The 19,273-nt window shown below is 40.4% G+C and carries 19 protein-coding genes; 4 read left to right on the top strand and 15 right to left on the bottom strand.

What is annotated here, in order from left to right; genetic code table 11:
- Window positions 1-52: 52 nt before the first annotated feature.
- From CH76_RS02305 to CH76_RS02340, 8 genes are all read right to left on the bottom strand, one after another.
- Window positions 53-442 (bottom strand): FxsA family protein, encoded by a 390-nt coding sequence (locus CH76_RS02305; RefSeq protein ID WP_036142366.1) that lies wholly within the window; start codon window positions 440-442, stop codon window positions 53-55.
- Window positions 443-551: 109 nt separating this feature from the next.
- Window positions 552-2,312 (bottom strand): pyruvate kinase, encoded by a 1,761-nt coding sequence (pyk, locus tag CH76_RS02310; protein WP_036142370.1) that lies wholly within the window; start codon window positions 2,310-2,312, stop codon window positions 552-554.
- Window positions 2,313-2,331: 19 nt separating this feature from the next.
- A complete protein-coding gene (pfkA, locus tag CH76_RS02315) occupies window positions 2,332-3,291 on the bottom strand; it encodes a 6-phosphofructokinase (RefSeq protein ID WP_036142373.1) in 960 nt (319 codons plus the stop codon).
- A 149-nt stretch (window positions 3,292-3,440) separates the two neighbouring features.
- Window positions 3,441-4,397 (bottom strand): acetyl-CoA carboxylase carboxyl transferase subunit alpha, encoded by a 957-nt coding sequence (accA, locus tag CH76_RS02320; protein WP_036142376.1) that lies wholly within the window; start codon window positions 4,395-4,397, stop codon window positions 3,441-3,443.
- Entirely contained in the window at window positions 4,390-5,256 is an 867-nt protein-coding gene (gene accD, locus CH76_RS02325; protein WP_036142379.1) for an acetyl-CoA carboxylase, carboxyltransferase subunit beta, read from the bottom strand. Before accD ends, accA begins: the two co-directional genes overlap by 8 nt.
- 1 nt (window position 5,257) lies before the next feature.
- Window positions 5,258-5,899, bottom strand: a complete 642-nt coding sequence (locus CH76_RS02330) for a FadR/GntR family transcriptional regulator (protein ID WP_036142382.1) — start codon at window positions 5,897-5,899, stop codon at window positions 5,258-5,260.
- A gap of 143 nt (window positions 5,900-6,042) precedes the next feature.
- A complete protein-coding gene (locus CH76_RS02335; protein ID WP_036142384.1) occupies window positions 6,043-8,994 on the bottom strand; it encodes a DNA polymerase III subunit alpha in 2,952 nt (983 codons plus the stop codon).
- 12 nt (window positions 8,995-9,006) lie between these two features.
- Complete coding sequence (locus CH76_RS02340) at window positions 9,007-9,942, bottom strand: bifunctional oligoribonuclease/PAP phosphatase NrnA (RefSeq protein WP_036142387.1); 936 nt, start codon at window positions 9,940-9,942, stop codon at window positions 9,007-9,009.
- Window positions 9,943-10,036: 94 nt separating this feature from the next.
- Here CH76_RS02340 and CH76_RS02345 point away from each other — a divergent pair, with 94 nt between their 5' ends.
- Window positions 10,037-10,351, top strand: a complete 315-nt coding sequence (locus CH76_RS02345; protein WP_036142390.1) for a YtpI family protein — start codon at window positions 10,037-10,039, stop codon at window positions 10,349-10,351.
- Between the two features lie 32 nt (window positions 10,352-10,383).
- Here CH76_RS02345 and CH76_RS02350 read toward each other — a convergent pair whose 3' ends face one another.
- Together CH76_RS02350 and CH76_RS02355 are read right to left on the bottom strand one after the other, a co-directional pair.
- Window positions 10,384-11,691 (bottom strand): DRTGG domain-containing protein, encoded by a 1,308-nt coding sequence (locus CH76_RS02350; protein WP_036142393.1) that lies wholly within the window; start codon window positions 11,689-11,691, stop codon window positions 10,384-10,386.
- A gap of 180 nt (window positions 11,692-11,871) precedes the next feature.
- On the bottom strand, window positions 11,872-12,552 hold the full coding sequence (locus tag CH76_RS02355) for a metal-dependent hydrolase (RefSeq protein ID WP_036142396.1): 681 nt from the start codon (window positions 12,550-12,552) through the stop codon (window positions 11,872-11,874).
- A gap of 113 nt (window positions 12,553-12,665) precedes the next feature.
- Here CH76_RS02355 and CH76_RS02360 point away from each other — a divergent pair, with 113 nt between their 5' ends.
- Window positions 12,666-13,745: a Xaa-Pro peptidase family protein gene (locus CH76_RS02360; RefSeq protein WP_036142400.1), complete on the top strand. Its 1,080-nt coding sequence runs from the start codon at window positions 12,666-12,668 to the stop codon at window positions 13,743-13,745.
- Window positions 13,746-13,783: 38 nt separating this feature from the next.
- On the opposite strand, the gene ald is transcribed toward CH76_RS02360, so the two are convergent.
- On the bottom strand, window positions 13,784-14,899 hold the full coding sequence (gene ald / locus CH76_RS02365) for an alanine dehydrogenase (RefSeq protein WP_036142403.1): 1,116 nt from the start codon (window positions 14,897-14,899) through the stop codon (window positions 13,784-13,786).
- A 161-nt stretch (window positions 14,900-15,060) separates the two neighbouring features.
- Here ald and CH76_RS02370 point away from each other — a divergent pair, with 161 nt between their 5' ends.
- Both CH76_RS02370 and CH76_RS02375 read left to right on the top strand, forming a co-directional pair.
- A complete protein-coding gene (locus CH76_RS02370) occupies window positions 15,061-15,498 on the top strand; it encodes a universal stress protein (RefSeq protein ID WP_036142406.1) in 438 nt (145 codons plus the stop codon).
- Between the two features lie 154 nt (window positions 15,499-15,652).
- Window positions 15,653-16,102: a universal stress protein gene (locus tag CH76_RS02375; protein ID WP_036142411.1), complete on the top strand. Its 450-nt coding sequence runs from the start codon at window positions 15,653-15,655 to the stop codon at window positions 16,100-16,102.
- 33 nt (window positions 16,103-16,135) lie between these two features.
- Here CH76_RS02375 and CH76_RS02380 read toward each other — a convergent pair whose 3' ends face one another.
- From CH76_RS02380 to sppA, 4 genes are all read right to left on the bottom strand, one after another.
- Window positions 16,136-17,053 (bottom strand): class I SAM-dependent methyltransferase, encoded by a 918-nt coding sequence (locus CH76_RS02380; RefSeq protein WP_036142413.1) that lies wholly within the window; start codon window positions 17,051-17,053, stop codon window positions 16,136-16,138.
- A gap of 63 nt (window positions 17,054-17,116) precedes the next feature.
- Window positions 17,117-17,620, bottom strand: coding sequence for a thiol peroxidase (tpx, locus tag CH76_RS02385; RefSeq protein WP_036142416.1), 504 nt, complete (start codon window positions 17,618-17,620; stop codon window positions 17,117-17,119).
- 123 nt (window positions 17,621-17,743) lie between these two features.
- Complete coding sequence (locus CH76_RS02390; protein ID WP_051910161.1) at window positions 17,744-18,241, bottom strand: RDD family protein; 498 nt, start codon at window positions 18,239-18,241, stop codon at window positions 17,744-17,746.
- A gap of 12 nt (window positions 18,242-18,253) precedes the next feature.
- Entirely contained in the window at window positions 18,254-19,261 is a 1,008-nt protein-coding gene (gene sppA / locus CH76_RS02395) for a signal peptide peptidase SppA (RefSeq protein WP_036142419.1), read from the bottom strand.
- Between the last annotated feature and the right edge of the window lie 12 nt (window positions 19,262-19,273).

The raw sequence follows: 19,273 nt of genomic DNA on the forward strand, positions 1-19,273 counted from the left end.
ATTAACGAATTTGCTCGTTTATCCGCCAAATTCCTCACTATTGAGCACCCATTCACTTCTGAATGATAACCATTTGACGATTTTTTGTCTTGCGTCGAAGCCAAGACATAATTAGTGGACGGAACATTTTTCGTGTTAGCGGAATTAATAAAATCAAACCTAACACGTCCGTTACTACACCTGGTAAAACGAGTAAAACACCACCAATTAATGACATTAATCCCTCAATTAACGCCACACCTGGCATAATGCCTTTTGCTAAATCTGCTTGAATATTAGCGATGGTACGGATACCTGTCGTGCGAATCGCAATGCCCCCAATAATACTTGTTACTAAAATAATGAGTAGCGTTGGTAAAATGCCAATGGCCTTACCAATGGCTAAATACAATGAGATTTCCACGACACCATATGCGACAATCGCTAAGAATAAATTACGCATAACATGCTCCTCTCTATTTATGATTATACGCCAATTGTTTCACTTTTCGTACTAATACGCTCGCAACTAAAAAGAGCTTAACGCGTTTTGCGCTAAGCTCTTTCTCATTTTATAGTACGCTAGCATGACCTTTATAAATCACACCTGTTTCCGCATCCATAGTAATTTCTTGTCCATGACGCATCAACTCGGTTGCATCTTTAACACCAACGATTACAGGGATACCTAAACTTAGGCCTACTACTGCAGCATGGCTTGTTAGTCCGCCCTCTTCCGTAATTAACCCTACACAATTTTCTAGCGCTGGCATCATATCACGATCTGAACCTACTGTGACAAGGATCGTACCATCTGTATCGTATGCTAAAGCTTCGTCTGCATTTTTTGCAATAACAACTTTACCAAACACAGATGCTTTACCAATACCTTGACCACGCGCTACTAAATCGCCAATAATATGCACTTTCATTAAGTTAGTTGTACCTGCTTCACCTACTGGCACACCAGCTGTAATTACTACAGCATCCCCGTGCGATACGTAGTCATGTTTTAAGCTTTCATCAACAGCTAACTCTAAAATTTCGTCAGTTGTTGATACACGCTGACACACAATAGGGAATACGCCGCAAACTAATGTTAACTTACGTGCTGAGTCAACTGAACCTGTTACAGCTACAATTGGTACACCTGGGCGGTACTTAGCAATCATGCGTGCTGTATTTCCGCTTTCAGTTGGGGCAAGCACAGCTTTAACGCCTAAATTAATTGATGTATAAGCTACAGCTTGTGAAATTGCTTCTGTCATATTTGGCTCGCGCTCACGGCTACGTGCTGACACAATTGATTTATAGTCTAATGAATTTTCTGTATATGATGCAATTTTATTCATTGTTTGTACAGACTCTACAGGATACATACCCGCTGCTGTTTCACCTGATAGCATAATCGCATCTGTACCATCCATAATCGCATTGGCTACGTCACTTGCCTCGGCACGTGTTGGGCGAGGGTTACGTTGCATCGAATCTAGCATTTGCGTCGCTGTAATAACTGGTTTACCTACTTGGTTACATTTTAAGATTAAAGCTTTCTGTACTAATGGTACTTCCTCAGCTGGGATTTCCACACCTAAATCACCACGCGCAACCATTACACCATCTGATACTTGGATGATGCTATCGATGTTATCAACACCTTCTTGGTTTTCGATTTTAGGAATGATTTGAATGTTGCTACCACCGTTTTGCTCAAGTAGCTCACGGATTTCCAACACATCTTTAGCACGACGTACAAAAGAAGCTGCGATGAAGTCTACTTCATTTTCAATCCCAAATAAAATATCTTCTGCGTCTTTTTCAGTAATACCTGGGAGCTGTACTGATACACCAGGTACGTTAACGCCTTTTTTATTTTTTAATACACCCGCGTTTTCTACAATTGTATGGATTAATCCTTTATCCATATCCTTTGCTAACACACGTAACTCAATTAAACCATCATCTAATAAAATCATTGCGTTAGTATCAACGTCTTCAATTAATTTGTCATAAGTTACTGAAAATACTTGTTCATTACCCTCTACCTCTGTCATTGAAATATCAATAACTTGGCCCGTTTTTAAGTGTACTTCACCGTTTACCATATTATGCGTACGGATTTCAGGACCTTTTGTATCTAGTAGGATACCTACCTGCTTACCTAATTTATCTGCTACCTCACGAATTGTGTGAATGCGGATAGCGTGATCCTCATGACCACCATGCGAGAAGTTAAGTCGTGCGACATTCATACCCGCTTCGATTAATTTTTCTAACATTTCTGGTGATTCACTTGCTGGACCAATCGTACAAACAATTTTCGTTTTTCTCATAAAAGTTGCCCACCTCAAATTAAATTGATAAATCTGTTGCTAATGTGTAAAGACTTAAATCCGTTTTGTGCTCGTCCTTAAACGCTTCTGTCATATCATAATCCACAAGCTTATGATTACGAATACCGACAGCACGCCCTGTTTTACCCTCAAGTAAAATATCTACAGCATGTGCGCCAAAGCGGCCTGCAAGGACACGGTCTTGTGCGGTTGGTGAACCTCCGCGTTGCATATGACCAAGCACAGAGACACGCGTTGTAATACCCGCGTTATCTTTCAGCTGACGTGCAAGCTCGGTGCCTGACATTACACCTTCAGCTACAATTATAATATTATGCTTTTTACCACGCGACTCCCCTTTTTTAATGCGCGCGATAACATCTTCAATCATAAAGTCTACTTCTGGGATAATAACAGCACCTGCACCTGCTGCAACACTTGCATATAAAGCTAAATCGCCTGCATCACGCCCCATTACCTCTACAATAAATAAATTTTCGTGGGATGTTGCTGTATCACGAATCTTATCAATTGCATCAATAACAGTGTTAAGCGCTGTGTCAAAGCCAATTGTGTACTGTGTACCAGGTATATCATTATCAATTGTTGCTGGAATACCCACACAAGGGAAGCCTTTGCGTACTAAATCCATAGCACCGCGGTAAGAACCGTCACCACCAATGACAACTAGTCCTTCGACTCCAGCTTCTCGCATTTTAGCAATGCCTTGGTCCTGCGCTTCAGACTCCTTAAACACTGGGCAGCGTGCTGAATATAACTTTGTACCGCCACGCTGGATAATACCGCCTACGTCGCCAACCTCAAGTAACGTCATGTTACCTTCCATAAAGCCTTCGTAGCCATAATAAATCCCCATTACCTCTACATCATGTACTTTCGCCTTACGAACAACTGCACGAATTGCTGCATTCATGCCAGGAGCATCGCCGCCACTCGTTAAAATCGCAATTTTTTTCATGTTTTACCCTCCTGCTGTCTATCTTTATTGTATTCACATTAACACGAAAAAACAAACTATGTAAGTAGCCGAAGCGAGGAAACACGTAACTTTTACAAAGGCAAGAAAAAGAATGCGCTTTCACACATTCTTTTTCCCTGTACCTGTTTTTATACTTCCTCGTACTCACCAATTTGTTTGAATTTATCATAACGATCCTGGACTAATTGCTGTTCATTTAATGGCGCTAACTCAACTAAAGCTGCGCGCAAACATTCGCCCATTGCTACTACTTGTTTTGCAATATCATGATGCGCTCCACCAAGCACTTCAGGAATAATACCGTCAATTACATGCATTTCCTTTAAATCTTTAGCCGTGATACGCATAGCTGTTGCAGCTTCACTAGCAAGACTTGCATCCTTCCACAAAATTGATGCCGCTCCTTCAGGTGAGATTACCGAGTAAGTCGCATTTTCTAACATATAAATACGATTTGCTACACCTAGTGCTAGCGCACCACCGCTACCTCCCTCACCGATTACTACACTAATTACAGGCACTGTTAAGCCCGCCATCTCAACTAGATTACGTGCGATAGCTTCACTTTGGCCACGCTCCTCAGCTGCCTTACCAGGGTAGGCTCCTTTCGTATCAATAAAACAAATAATAGGTCGTTTAAATTTTTCCGCTTGTTTCATCAAACGTAGTGCCTTACGATACCCCTCTGGGTGGGGCATACCGAAATTACGACGGATGTTTTCCTTCGTTGTTTTACCACGCTGATGCCCAATTACCGTAATAGGTTGGCCATTAAAGCTAGCAATACCTCCTACAATAGCTGCATCGTCTCCGTATAAACGATCACCATGAAGCTCTAAAAAATCTTCAAACAAAGCTTCAATATAGTGAAGCGTCGTTGGACGTTCCGCATGACGCGCAATTTGTACGCGATCCCATGGTTTTAAGTTATCATAAATTTCACTTTTTAATTGTTCTAGTCGGTCTTCTAATTTCTCAATTTCGGCAGACATATCGACGTCAATATCTGCCGCCATTTTTTTGAGTTCCTCAATTTTGGCATCTAATTGAATAATTGGCTCTTCAATTTTTAATAGTTTAGACATGTTGTTCGCCCCCTGTTGTGTGTAACTTCACGAGCTTAGCTACATTATCACGCATAACTTTACGATCATAAATCGCATCTAGTTGCCCATGCGCTAGTAAAAACTCTGCTGTTTGAAAATCTGCCGGTAGCTTTTCGCGTACGGTTTGTTCAATTACACGTCGCCCTGCAAAACCAATTAATGCTTGAGGCTCAGCTAAATTAATATCGCCTACTGAAGCAAAACTTGCGGAGACGCCACCTGTTGTAGGGTGAGTCATAATCGAAATAAATAACAAGCCTTGCTCACTATGACGTCTTAATGCGACACTCGTTTTCGCCATCTGCATTAAAGACAATACTCCCTCTTGCATGCGTGCACCACCACTTGCTGTAAAAATAATGAATGGTACACCTAATGCAGTTGCTTTTTCAACAGCACGCGTAATTTTTTCACCTACTACAGAACCCATAGACCCCATGCGGAAATGCGAATCCATAATAGCAACAACTATCTTTTGCCCTTTCAACTCTCCCACACCTGTTAATACCGCCTCGTTTAAGCCTGTTTTCTCTTGGTCAACTTGCACCTTTTCGACATAGCCTGGAAAACCTAATGGATTGGTCGTACGCAAATTTTCGTCTAACGGTGTAAATGTACCTTCATCTAAAAATATGGCTACACGCTCATGAGCAGTCATTTTAAAATGGTAATTGCATTTTGTACATACTTTGGCGTTATGCTCTAACTCTTTTGTTAAGTAAATCGCACGGCATTCAGGACATTTTGTCATGATACCTTCAGGAAAATCCTTCTTCTTTTGTTTTGGTGTTGCTGTATGTCGTTTACGACTTAATGTAAAAAAACTACGAATTGCCATCTCACATAACCCCTTTATCTTTGTTGTTATTTACCCATGCCGCATGCGCTTGAAGTGCATCCTCTGTTAACCCTAACTGTAAAGCCTTCACTAGTGTTAGCACGTATGGTTTCTCTTGCGTTGTAATAAGTGCGCCTAATGGACGTCCACTGTATGCCTGTAGCTGTAACCAAATACGTAAGGATAGACGATTGCCTGCTGTAATAATAATTTCTCTAAGTACATCCTTACGCACAACATCCTCTGCTACCTCTAAACGAATAAATAAGCTCTCCCATACAGGTAGCGCACGTAGCTCAGCGCTTGTACACACGACACGAATTGCCTCCTGCTCATGTAGGATACGTGTTTTATGTACATCCTCGATAGAGCCTGCATCATCCATAATAAATGTTGCTAGCACCTCGATTAATTTATGTTGAGGCGAAGCAGATAAAAATGTGCCGCCGCCATGTTTTGTTTCGATTAAACCTAATAGCTCTAGACTACGCAATGCCTCGCGTACAGCTGAGCGACCTACTTGTAGTCGTTCAGATAGGACACGTTCAGAAGGTAACTTGCCCCCCTCCTCAATATGCTCCTCGCGAATAAGTGTACGTAGTTGTTGCACGATTTCGATGAAGCGTTTTTTAGGTTGCATCATCTCTCGACCTCCCAAAGTGGTATGACCACTTTTAAAATCATAACGAATCACGAAAGCTTTGTAAAGAAAAAACGTGATAAAAAGCAACTTCATGTCGCTTTTTATCACGTTTACACTTATATTTCGTGTCATATAACACAATTCTAGCTTGGTGTAGTAATTTGTTTCGCTTGGATTTGCACTTTACCATTGCGATGTTCTACAACACCTTCCACACAAATAATAGTTTCTTCTATTAATAAGGGTGCAGCTTGACGATATACTTTTGGAAACACGGTAACAGATAAACCTGCAAACTCATCCTCTACTTGTACAAAAGCCATTTGCTCACCTTTTTTTGTACGTAATACTTTTACCTCTTGTACAATACCAAACCATTTCACTTGTGTGCCTGCTAAACATTTTTCAATATCAGGAGCCGTGATACTTGCTTGGTTAATGGCTGTCAGCGGGTGCTCACTTACATAAAAACCTAGAGTATCCTTCTCCCACTGTAAACGTTCACGTAACGTCACATCATTAGCCCTTTCATGCTTAGGAGTTCCAAATATCACACGCTGTGCTTCAGCAAGTGAGATGGCTTGTGTTTTACGATGTAACTTAGCATGTGCTTTCGCAGCTTTCACCGTTGCAAGCAATACCTCGCGCGGTTGGTCAAAACTATCTAATGCACCCGCATAAATTAACTGGGCAACAGCCTTTTCATTGAAATGCTCTGCACTTAGCTTCATAGCCATGTCAAAAATAGAAGTAAAAGCCCCCTCCGCCTTACGTGTGGTTAGGAGCGCTTGTATAAAGGTCTTCGGCACATTTTTTATGGCTGCTAGTCCTACAAAAATTGTAGTTTGAACTGTTGTATAATAGCGTTCACTTTGATTAATGTCTGGTGCCTTAACTATTACGCCGTGACGCTTAGCTTCGTGTAATAAAGTCTGGGTCTTTGTAGCATCACCTACAGCATTAGTTAATAAAGCCGCATAAAATAGCGATGGGTAGTTAGCTTTCATAAAGGCTAACTGGTAAGAAATTAAACTATAAGCTACCGCATGACTTTTAACAAAACCATAATTGGCAAAGCGCACTATCATTTCAAAAATGGTTGTCGCTGTTTTTTCGTCATAGCCATTATTTAGCGCGCCTGTAATAAAATGCGAGCGCTCATTATTTAATTGCGCACTATCTTTTTTACTAATAGCTCGTCGTAAAATATCAGCCTCGCCTACTGACATACCAGCAAAAGTCGTTGCAATTTGTAAAATCTGCTCTTGGTACACAATTACACCATAGGTTTCTGTCAATATGGGCGCTAAATCTGGGTGCGGCATAACAATTGGCTCTTCGCCATGTTTGCGCCGTGCATATAATGGAATAAAATCACGAGGGCCTGGGCGATGAAGTGCGCTGACTGCCGCAATGTCTAAAAAATTAGTGGGCTGAATTAATCCAAGTGCCTCGCGCATACCTACTGACTCTAGCTGAAAAACACCTGTAGTATCACCTTGTTGTAATAAAGTGAAAGTGGCTGCATCATCTAACGGCAACGTATTAAAATCTAACCACTGACGATACTGTTGGTAATATAGCCAACGGATTTGCGCCAAAATAGTTAGATTACGTAGGCCTAAAAAATCAATTTTCAATAGCCCTGCCTGCTCCACCTCTTGCATTGCCCACTGTGTAGCAAATAACTCATCATTCCCTAATTGAATAGGGGCAACTTCAATAATTGGCACAGGTGACAGCACAATACCCGCCGCATGAATCGACTGATTACGTGGTAGACCCTCAAGCTGGCAAGCTGTTTGCCACCATAGTTGATGCGCTTGGTTAGCCGCTATAAACTGACGTAACTCCGCACTCCCTTGGTAAGCTTCATGTAGCGTACTTTCCCTACGAGGCAATAACTTTGCAATATAATCAATTACATTTGCATCAAAATCCATTGCTCGCGCTACCTCACGTGCGGCTGCACGCATGGCTAATGTACCTGTTGTACTGATTTGTGCTACATGCAATTTGCCGTACTTCTGTGCCACATACTGAATGACCGTTTGCCGCCTTGAGTCTACAAAGTCAATATCAATATCAGGTAGTGTGCGCCTCGCATGATTTAAAAAACGCTCAAATAATAAGCCATATTGCAAAGGGTCCACATGCGTAATAGCTAAGGCATACGCTACTAAGGAGCTTGCCGAAGAACCACGCCCTGGTCCTGTTAAAATATTTTTATCACGTGCAAACTGCATAAAGTCTGCGACAATTAAAAAATAATCTGCGTAGCCCATTGTGATAATAACCTCAAGCTCATAGCTTAAGCGCTCATGATACGCAGTTGGTAACTCCTCACAATGTAAGCGTTGCTTAAGCTGTGTGAAGGCAAGTTGTTGTAGCATTTGCTCAGCACTTTGCTCAACTACAGGAAATTTTGGCATGTACTGTCCTACTGGTGGTGTTACTTGACAGCGCATTAACATTTGCTCAGTAGTTTGACAAAGTTCTGCCTGCATAGCCTCCCACTGCTCCTTTGTATAGGCACAGTAGTGCAACACGTCCTCTACCGCTAGTTCCTCCCCTGCCATTTTACGTGCTATCGTATAACTAAAAGCTTCTGGTTCAGTTAAAAAATAAGTTGGGTGCTTAATAATCAGAGGTACGCCCAAATCATTTGCTACGCTTGTATACACGGTATCAGGGGCCAGTTGTTGTAGCGCAACAAGTTGATCATAGGTTGTGTGGTGCGCCATGATGCAACCTTGATGATAGCTTTTCAGCCAGCGCCACTGGATAAAGCCACCTTGTGTCTCTACCGCACTTGAAAGCTTAAGTAAATTAGCATAGCCCTGCGCATTCATTGCATAAAAAATAACGGCTGCCTTACTATCATCAGCAAATTGAACAGGCACCTCCACACCAAAAACTGCATGCACATTTGCTTCCTCACAAGCTCTTGCAAATGGCAACAGCCCATGCAACGTAGTGTTTACGATTGCACAGGCTGTTGCTTGTTGCTGCTGTAAAAAGGATGTGAGGGACGTTAACCGGATCGTACTTTGCAATACATCTGCGCTTGTGCGAATTTGCGAATAAACGACCATATAAACTCCTCCTTATTTACAGATTTCTTGTAGGCGTTGGTATGAAGCATTAGCCTCGTCCCAGTTAGCCGCACTAGCGCCTGATGCAAGTGGATGCCCACCGCCACCAAACTCTTTCGCTAAACCATTAATAACAGGCCCCTTCGAACGAAGTCGAATACGAATGCTATCCGCTTCTTCAATAAACATTACCCAAGCCTTCATATCCTTAACATTGCCAAGCGAGCTAACAAGTAATGATGCCTCGGATGCTGTTGTATTGAATTGCTCAAGCACGTCGCGCGTAATATCCATACGTCCTGTACCATTTTCGTCCATTGTAAAGTTTTGATAAATATAACCTTGCAGTTGTAACACTTTACGCTCTAGTTCATACATACCGTTATACAATGCCTCGCGGTCAAAGTCATACGTAATTAATTTACCAGCCGCTGTAAATGTTTTTAGTGTTGCACTTGGGTAGCGGAAGCGCCCTGTGTCCCCAATAATACCTGCGTATAGTAAACGTGCTGACGCTGTTGGTAAAGTCCAGCCTTTTTCCTGTTGCCCAAGCTCAAAGAAATCAAAAATTAATTCACTTACAGAGCTTGCTGTTGTATCAACCCACACAATATCGCCGTATACATCATCATTTGGATGGTGGTCAATTTTAATAAGTGCGGCACCTGTTGTGTAGCGCATATCATCTACACGCTCTGTATTAGCAGTATCTGTCACAATAATAAGTGCGCCCTCGTACACATCATCCGCAATTACGTCTGGCGTGCCTAAAAAGTCGAGTGATGGCTCATGTTCACCTACTGCGTATACTTTTTTAGTAGGGTAATTATGTTGAATAAGCTTTTGCAAACCCATTTGTGAACCATAAGCATCTGGATCGGGACGTACGTGGCGATGGATTATAATCGTATCGAATTGTTCAATTTTGTCGATGATTTGTCGTTGCATGCTGTCATCCTCCTTGCGCAAAGTAAAATCCATTAGCCTTTTTGCTAAAAAATCGTTACAATAATGTCAGCAATAAGCTAGGAGGTTACTCATCTTGAATGCGCTTAATATTATCTTTGTCGTATTAATTGTACTTGCTTTCGTTGCCTATTTCTATTTTAAAACGAAGCAGTTCCGCTCTTCTTTGCCTATCGCAAAGAAATGGTATAAAAGTAAAGCGGGTGTAGCGCTTGCTGCCTTTATCGTTTTATTTGGTTTAAACTCTGCGCTTTTATTCCCAGACACACTTACATTTGTTGTAGTGGCAGTATTTTTACTTGTTGGGATTGGCACAGGCTTCGAAAACTACAAACGTGCTAAACACTATGGTCAATTTGTAGAAGAAGAATACGCATTAAATAAAAAATAAAGGGAGTGTAGGAGAAAATCCTACACTCTTTTTTATCGCTCTAATAGTTGGAAAGTAATCATAGCTTTACCTACTAATAAGGCATTGTTATATACTTCAAAATCCATTTTAACAAATTTACGACTCATATCTAAAATAACTGGCTTTACTGTTAATACACTGTCCATCTGCACAGGTTTCATAAAGTAAATCGTCATATTTTCGGCAACAGCATCACCGCGCTTACGTCGTTTTAACGCAAATGCACCAGCCTCTGTTAATAAAGTTGTAAATGCCCCGTAAGAAATTGCACCAAATTGATTGGTCATTTGCGGCGTTACTTTAAACTCTACTTGTAACTCCTCATCACTGAGCACCTTAATTTCATTTTTAATTAAATCGTCAATTGTTTCACCTTGCTGCGGCTGACGTTGTGCTAACTGTAAAGCTTTTAATACATCCTGGCGGCTAATTACTCCCTGTAGTACGTTGTCATCATCCACAACAGGCAGTAAATCAATCCCCTCCCAAATCATTAAATGGCTAGCAGAGGCAACACTCATTTTCATTGAGCCCGCAATTGGATTTTTTGTCATAACTTTTTCAATAAACTCTTCTTCTGGGCGACCAATAACATCCTTCACTGTAATCATACCAACTAATTTATTTTTAGCGGTTACTACAGGGTATGCCCCGTGAGTAGTACGCTCATTTTCGCGTTTAAAGTCGGCTAAAGTTTGTGATGTTTGTAGCACTTTCGTTTCGTCAATAGCTACATAAATATCTTCAATAAATAAAATATCCTTTTTAATTAACTGGTCATAGATGGCACGGTTAATCATTGTAGCTACTGTAAATGTATCATAGCTCGTTGTAATGATTGGTAACTCTAACTCATCTGCAAGTTGTTTGTTTTCTTCTGTGGTATCAAAGCCACCTGTAATTAATACGGCTGCTCCTGCTGTTAATGCATTTTCATGCGCTTTAAAGCGGTTACCTACAATAAGTAAGCTACCTGCGTCTGTATAACGCATCATATCCTCTAATTGCATCGCACCTATAACAAATTTCGTTAAGGTCTTGTGCAAGCCACCTTTTCCACCTAATACTTGCCCATCAATGATGTTAACAATCTCCGCAAATGTTAAGCGTTCAATATTTTCTTTTTTCTTTTTCTCGATACGAATCGTACCTACACGCTCAATCGAGCTTACAAGTCGTCGGTTCTCTGCCTCTTTAATTGCGCGGTAGGCTGTGCCCTCACTGACTGCCATTTCTTTCGCAATTTGACGTACAGATATTTTATCCCCTACTGGTAAAGACTCGATATAACGTAGTATTTTTTCATGTTTTGTTGACATACAATCACCTGTTTCTATAGCTGTTTTACTATGCCTTTAGTGTACCATACTTGCCCTATTACTTTGTAGTACAACTAATAGTTTAAATTGTATAACAGTTTCCACTTTTTATCATTAAACGTTGATATAACTACAAAAACATCTTCTGCCATAATGAAACAGAAGATGCTTTCAGGTTTTTTACAGTGTAACAGCTCCGCCTGGCTGTACAATTTGTACACTAGCACCTTGCACTAGCTCAGCAAATTTTTGTGGGTCCTGCTTAATTGGTGGGAATGTATCAAAATGTACTGGTACAACAGATTTAGGTCGCAATAATTTAACTGCTTGCGCCGCATCCTCTGGCCCCATCGTAAAATTATCCCCAATTGGTAGAAAGGCCACATCTATATCATGTTTGTTACCAATGAGCGCCATATCACCAAACAGTGCAGTATCACCTGCATGGTAAATTGTTTTGCCTTCGACTTCTATTACAAGCCCCATTGGCATCCCCATATAAATAATTTCATTGTCTTCTGTAATATATGATGAACTATGGAAGGCTTGTGTGTATGTTACTTTACCAAAATCAAATTGCCATGCACCACCAATATTCATACCATGCGTAGTAAATCCTTGAGCGCCTAGCCATGTTGCTAACTCATGTGAACCAACAATAGTTGCACCACTTTGCTTAGCAAGCTGTATAGTGTCACCAAAATGATCATTGTGTCCATGTGTAAGTAAAATATAATCAGGCATTTCATTTTCTACTACTAAATCGGACAATTGATTGCCTGTAATGAAGGGGTCAATCAATATTGTCTTACCACCCGTAACAATTTTTACTGCTGCATGTCCATGATACGTAATTTGCATAATCTATTCCTCCTCAATGTATCTTATACCCTTATATTCGTTATTATTCGCAAAAATCCTGCTATTTTTGCTATCCTTATACATGAAGTACATTTATATAGGAGGTTTTCTTCATGCAAGAAACAATGCAAACATATTTACAACAATCAGCAACTGATGCTGTGTTAATTACGACGCCTGAGAACGTATTTTATTTAACAGGCTTTCATAGTGAACCCCACGAACGTTTACTAGGTGCTGTATATTTTAAACAAGGTGAACCGCTTATTATTTGCCCACAAATGGAAGTACCTGATGCTAAACGTGCATCTGGCTTTAGCAATGTCATTGGTTATTATGATACCCAAAACTCAATGGATGTATTAGCAGAAGCTATGAAGGCACGCGGTGTAAAATCTTTAGCTATTGAAAAACACCAACTAAATGTAGCGCGCTACGAAAACCTAGTCGGTCATTTTTCTCAGCAAGCGATTAGCGGTTTTGATACAAAAATGAATTATATCCGCGTGATTAAAGACGAAAATGAGCTAGCTAAATTGCGCGAAGCTGCTAAGCTTGCAGATTTTGCCGTTCAAGTGGGTGTTGATGCAATCGCTGAAGGTAAAACGGAGCTCGAAATCCTTGGAGAAGTTGAAGCAGCTGTTAAAAATAAAGGTTACGATATGTCATTTAGCACAATGGTACTTACTGGTTTAAACTCTGCTTCACCACACGGTAACCCAGGACACAATAAAGTACAAAAGGGCGATATGGTATTATTCGATCTTGGTGTAATTTATGAAGGCTATTGCTCAGACATTACACGTACGGTAGCCTTTGGCGAACCAACAGCCGCTCAAAAAGAAATTTACGACACAGTATTAGCTGCTAATGAAGGTGCAATCGCTGAAATCAAGCCAGGTGTAACAGCTGCTCATCTTGATAAAACAGCACGCGATATTATTACTAACGCAGGCTACGGTGAATACTTCCCTCACCGCCTTGGTCACGGTCTTGGCATTTCAGTACATGAGTTCCCTGACATTAGTGGTGCTAATGATATGAAGCTAGAAGAAAATATGGTATTTACGATTGAGCCTGGTATTTATAAGGGTGATGTAACAGGCGTACGCATCGAGGATGATGTGGTCGTTACAAAAGATGGCGTTGAAATTTTAACTAAATTCCCAAAACAATTAACAATTATTCGCTAATAAAAAGGAGGCTAGGACAATGTCCTAGCCTCCTCATTTTATGCTAATAACGTTGTAACATCTACGTATGGTAAATCAAATGCTTCAGCCACACCTTTAAATACTACATGGCCATCTAATGTATTAATGCCTTTACGTAACGCTTCATTGTCTAAACAAGCCTTTTTAAAACCCTTGTTTGCAATTTGAAGTGCATACATTACCGTATTGTTTGTTAAAGCTACAGTTGATGTACGTGGCACTGCGCCAGGCATATTAGCTACTGCATAGTGTACAACACCATGTTTGACATACGTTGGCTCATCATGTGTTGTTACGCGGTCTGATGTTTCAAAAATACCACCTTGGTCAATCGCAATATCAATTACTACTGAACCTTCCTGCATTTCCTTAACCATGGCCTCTGTTACTAATTTTGGTGCACGAGCACCAGGGATTAGCACTGCGCCAACTACTAAATCTGAGCGCTTAACTGACTCTGCAATATTGTAAGGGTTAGACATTAACGTTTGTACTTCACGACCAAACACATCTTCTAACTGACGTAAACGCTCTGGGTTTAAATCAAGCACTGTTACGTCCGCACCCATACCAATAGCTGTTTTCACAGCGTTTGTACCTGCTACACCGCCACCAATTACTGTAACGCGACCACGCTGAACACCTGATACACCGCCTAATAAAATACCGCGGCCACCATAAATATTTTCTAAGTATTGCGCACCAATTTGTGTTGCCATTTTACCTGCGACCTCACTCATTGGTGTAAGTAATGGCAAAGTATTATTTGGTAATTGTACAGTTTCGTACGCGATACCTACTACCTTTTTCTCTAACATTTTTTCTGTTAATGTTTGCTCTGCTGCTAAATGTAAATATGTGAAAAGAATTTGCCCCTCGAAGAAGTAATCATACTCACTTTCGATTGGTTCTTTAACTTTTAAAATCATTTCATGTGACCAAGCTTCTTTAGCTGTAGCTACAATATGAGCACCCGCTTCTTTATAGTCCTCATCCTTAAAGCCTGAGCCAAGCCCTGCGTTTGTTTCGATATAAACCTCATGTCCGTTTGATACAAGTGTAACAACACCGGCTGGCGTCATCGCCACACGATTTTCATTATTTTTTAATTCCTTTGGAACACCAATTTTCATTTTTCTTTTCTCCCTTCTCTAAAAAACCTGTCTACATAATGTGACAAGAGGTTTTAAGCTTCTTCTCTATTTTAGCAAATTTTATCTGAAAATTCTTCCTCATTTTTTGAAAGCGTAAATTTGGTATACTAAAACCATGCCAACTAGAGGAGGTTGTTTATATGACAAATCACTATCAAACTATTTTAGTCGCCATTGATGGCTCAACTGAAGCACACTTCGCCTTCCGCAAGGCCATCGCTGTAGCTAAGCGTAATGAGGGTGCTACACTACACATTGTTCATGTTGTCGATACGCATGCCATTGACTCTGTCGATTTATATTTACAAAACATTCAAGAGAAGGCGCTACTACTATTAGCTGATTATAAAACAGAGGCTACTGAAGAGGGCGTTGACAATATTGTTGTCGCTATTGAGTACGGGGCACCAAAGAGTGTGATTCCTAAAAAAATTGCTAAATCCATTGATGCTGATTTAATCATTTGCGGAGCTACAGGTCTAAATACTGTTGAGCGCTTATTCTTCGGCTCAGTATCTGGCGCTATCGTGCGTCATGCAAGCTGTGATGTCCTTGTTATTCGTACACCTGAACAGTAAGTTGCAACTTTTCAACAAAGTTATAACAATTGCGCTATAATCCACACACTTTCGATGCATTATTAGCGATTTTTCTAAAATTTTCTGACATGGCTATTTCCTTTAACAAATCATTTGGTATAATCAAGGTATAAACATAGAGGAGGTAATTTTAATGGCTAATAATTATCAAAACATCGTAGTTGCAGTTGATGGTTCTCCAGAAGCTCACTATGCGTTCCGTAAATCAATCGACGTGGCAAAGCGTAACCCGGGTTCTACAATTCACCTAGTTAACGTTATCGACACTCGCTCATTCGCAGCAGTTGAAGCTTATGACCGTTCTATCGCTCAACGCGCGAAGGAAAATTCGGATCAATTACTTGCTGGCTACAAAGAAGAAGCAGCAGCTGAAGGTGTAGACCAAGTTAACTTAATCGTTGAATACGGTGCACCAAAAAACATCATCACTAAAGAACTTTCAAACTTAGTAGAAGCAGATTTAATCATCTGTGGTGCAACAGGTCTTAACGCTGTTGAACGCTTTTTAATTGGTTCAGTATCTGAAGCAATCGTTCGCTCTGCGAAATGTGACGTACTTGTAATCCGTACGCCTGAAAAGTAATACATAAAAAGGATGTGCCGCGGCACATCCTTTTTACTTTTGCTCTTGCCAAATCTTCACTTTTTCGAAGAATAGGCCAAGGGCATTTTTATTTTGTAAGCTCGGTACTTTAGCTAATAATACTTCCTTAGGCGCGCGCATCTCTGCATGCTGTTTTTGTAAAATTAACAAGCTTTTTTCATGTGCACGGCTTGTAAACATACCATCAGGTAATTGGATAACTGCCTGAATCCACGCATGAGACTTAATATATTTATGCAACTGGGCTGCCTGCTCTGATTCAAATAGTGTAGCTGGGATTAAAAAGAACGCATAGCCGCCCTCTTTTACATAATTCATGGATTGCTCAATAAATAAATGATGCGCATAACTCATCCCCTCAGTAGCACATAGCTCATACTCAAGCGCTACTTCTTCATTTGGGTAATAGCCAACAGGTAAATCACATACGACTGCATCTACAGGTGCTACTAACAGTTTTTCAAGCGCATCTTGACGGTATAAGGTAATAGGTTGCGCTAAAAGCTCGGCTGTTGCAGATGCTAAATGAATAAGTAACTCATCCACTTCAATACCCGTTGCTTCTACTTTTCCTACCATATTCATAATCGTAAAAACAAGATTACCTGTACCAAGTGCTGGGTCAAGTAATGTAACGTTGTCACTATCTTGATAAAACTGTTCAACAAAATAGCCTACTAAAAAACCAAGTGTGTCTGGCGTCATTTGGTGGTTAGGTTGAGATGCTTTACGCATGCCTTTTAATACAGCAATTTGGACCGCTTTACGAATATCATCTTTCGTTGCATCAGCTGTTGGTAATACATAATCGCCTGCTAGTGCCGTATCTAGTGCGTCTAACACGCCCTCTAAATAGCTCACCTGTTGAGTATCTACAAAATGATCTGCTTTCTCATTTAAGGCTGCAAATAATTGTTCCATTTTTTCCATTCATCAAACGTCCTCTCAAAAAAATAAAGCTGTTTAGCTCATTGCCGCTAAACAGCTAAAATTTTATGCTAATGCTTTAACTGCTTCAATTGCAGCTTCGTAATTTGGATGATTTGTAGCTTCTGGTACATACTCTGTATAAGTGACAGTACCTTCTTTATCTACTACAAATACCGCACGCGCTAATAATCGTAATTCTTCGATTGCTACGCCATATGCTTTACCAAATGATAAGTCACGGTGATCTGATACCGTTTGTACTGCATCAATCCCCGCTGCACCACACCAACGCTTTTGTGCGAATGGTAAATCAACAGATACCGTATAAATGATTACATCGTCGCCAAGCTCTGCAGCCGCTTCGTTAAATTTACGTGTTTGTGCATCACAAACGCCTGTGTCTAATGAAGGTACTACACTAAATAAACGAATTTTACCTTGTGAGTCTGCTAATGTTACTGGTGATAAATCGTTTGCAAGCACCGTGAAGTCTGGTGCTTTGTCACCTACTTTAACTTCGTTGCCTAAAAGTGTTACTGGGTTATTTTTAAATGTAATTGTTGCCATCATTATGACCTCCTCGTTATATCCTTAATAATAGCATATACCACTCGTCTTTGACTCGCACTACGCACGGAAATTTGGAAAGCATAAAAAAGAAGCTACGCTAATTTGCGTAGCTTCTGTTGTTTAACTTTGTGTAAGTTTAACGTAAACACCTTCATGCACTACATACGTATCAGCAAAATAATCATGCAAGCCTTGATGCTTTGGCAAAATAGCTACAAAAATATACAGCAAAATAATAAAATTACTAATAAAGCGACCAATCCATTCACGGAATATGATATCAAGTAATTTTGGCTTTTCGCCATTTATTTTCACCACGCGCAAGCCAAATATCATCTTGCTAAGTGTCTGCTGAAAGAATAGTGTCATGATAATAAAATAACCATAATACACTACTGCTGACGCTACAACAATCGGTGCATACCATAGCTTGTCGTCAAAGGATATCCCAAATAAATAAAACAAGGGGTTAACTAACAGCCCGGTTAATGCGACAACAAGGAGTGAATCCATAATAAAGGCAAAGAAGCGTATCCAAAAGCCTGCTGCTTTTACTTCGTACACATCCATCTTTATTACGGGAGTTTCGATATATGACATGTCTGTTTCGTGTGTCATGCTAGCCCCTCCTTAGTTATCACCATATAAGTACATCATTTGTGGTGTATTGTGATTTGTTAACATCTTCATCATAAAGCGTTCTTCTAGCGATGGGCCAAAGAAATTAGCCGTTTTTAAACCTAGTAGTGAACGCCAGTTTGTTGATGGGTCTTGGTACTCAATCACTTGAGCATCAGCTAAATCAAAATCTTTTCGCATAGCTTCAATCACTTGATCACGGTCAGCGATTTCGTCTACTAATCCTGCTTTAATTGCTTGCGTACCACTCATAATACGACCATCCGCTACTTCTTTCACGTCTGCCTCTTTCATGCCACGACCTTCTTCAATAATATCAACGAAAGTTTCGTAAGATTCATTAATCATTTCCTGCATCATGGCACGCTCTTCAGGCGTTACTTGACGCATTGGGCTTAACATATCCTTATGCTCACCTGATTGGAAATTTTCATAGCGTACGCCAATTTTTTTAGCTAACTCTTGGTAATTAATTGTTTGCATAATGACACCAATTGAGCCTGTAATGGTTTCTTGCATTGCAAAGATTTTGTCAGCAGGTGCAGAAATATAATAACCACCTGATGCCGCCATTGCTCCCATTGTTACATAAACCGGAATGTCACGCGCTTCCTTCATCTCAATTAACTTTTTACGGATTTCAGCAGATTCGATAACGCCACCACCTGGTGAGTTAACGTATAATACAACGCCTTTGATTGTCTTATCACTTTTGACAGCATCAAGTTGCGCTAAAAAGTTTTTGTGATTATAACCTACAGCAAATGCACCTGTTTCTACATTTTGAATAGTGCCATCTACTTGTAAATAAGCAATTTTCTCTTTCGCATTACCTGGTTGCATCACCTTTGTTGGCACACTAGTTGATTGCTCCTCAATAATTTGATCCGCTGTTGCAGTAGCCGAAGATTTTAACGCTATAATGACCGTGTTAACCCCAATCGATACCGCAAAGAGCACTAATGCAATAACGAGTGCAGTCCATCTTTTTGGATTCATCTTAACTCCTCC

Source organism: Lysinibacillus sp. BF-4, assembly GCF_000743635.1.
Lineage (GTDB): Bacteria > Bacillota > Bacilli > Bacillales_A > Planococcaceae > Metalysinibacillus > Metalysinibacillus saudimassiliensis.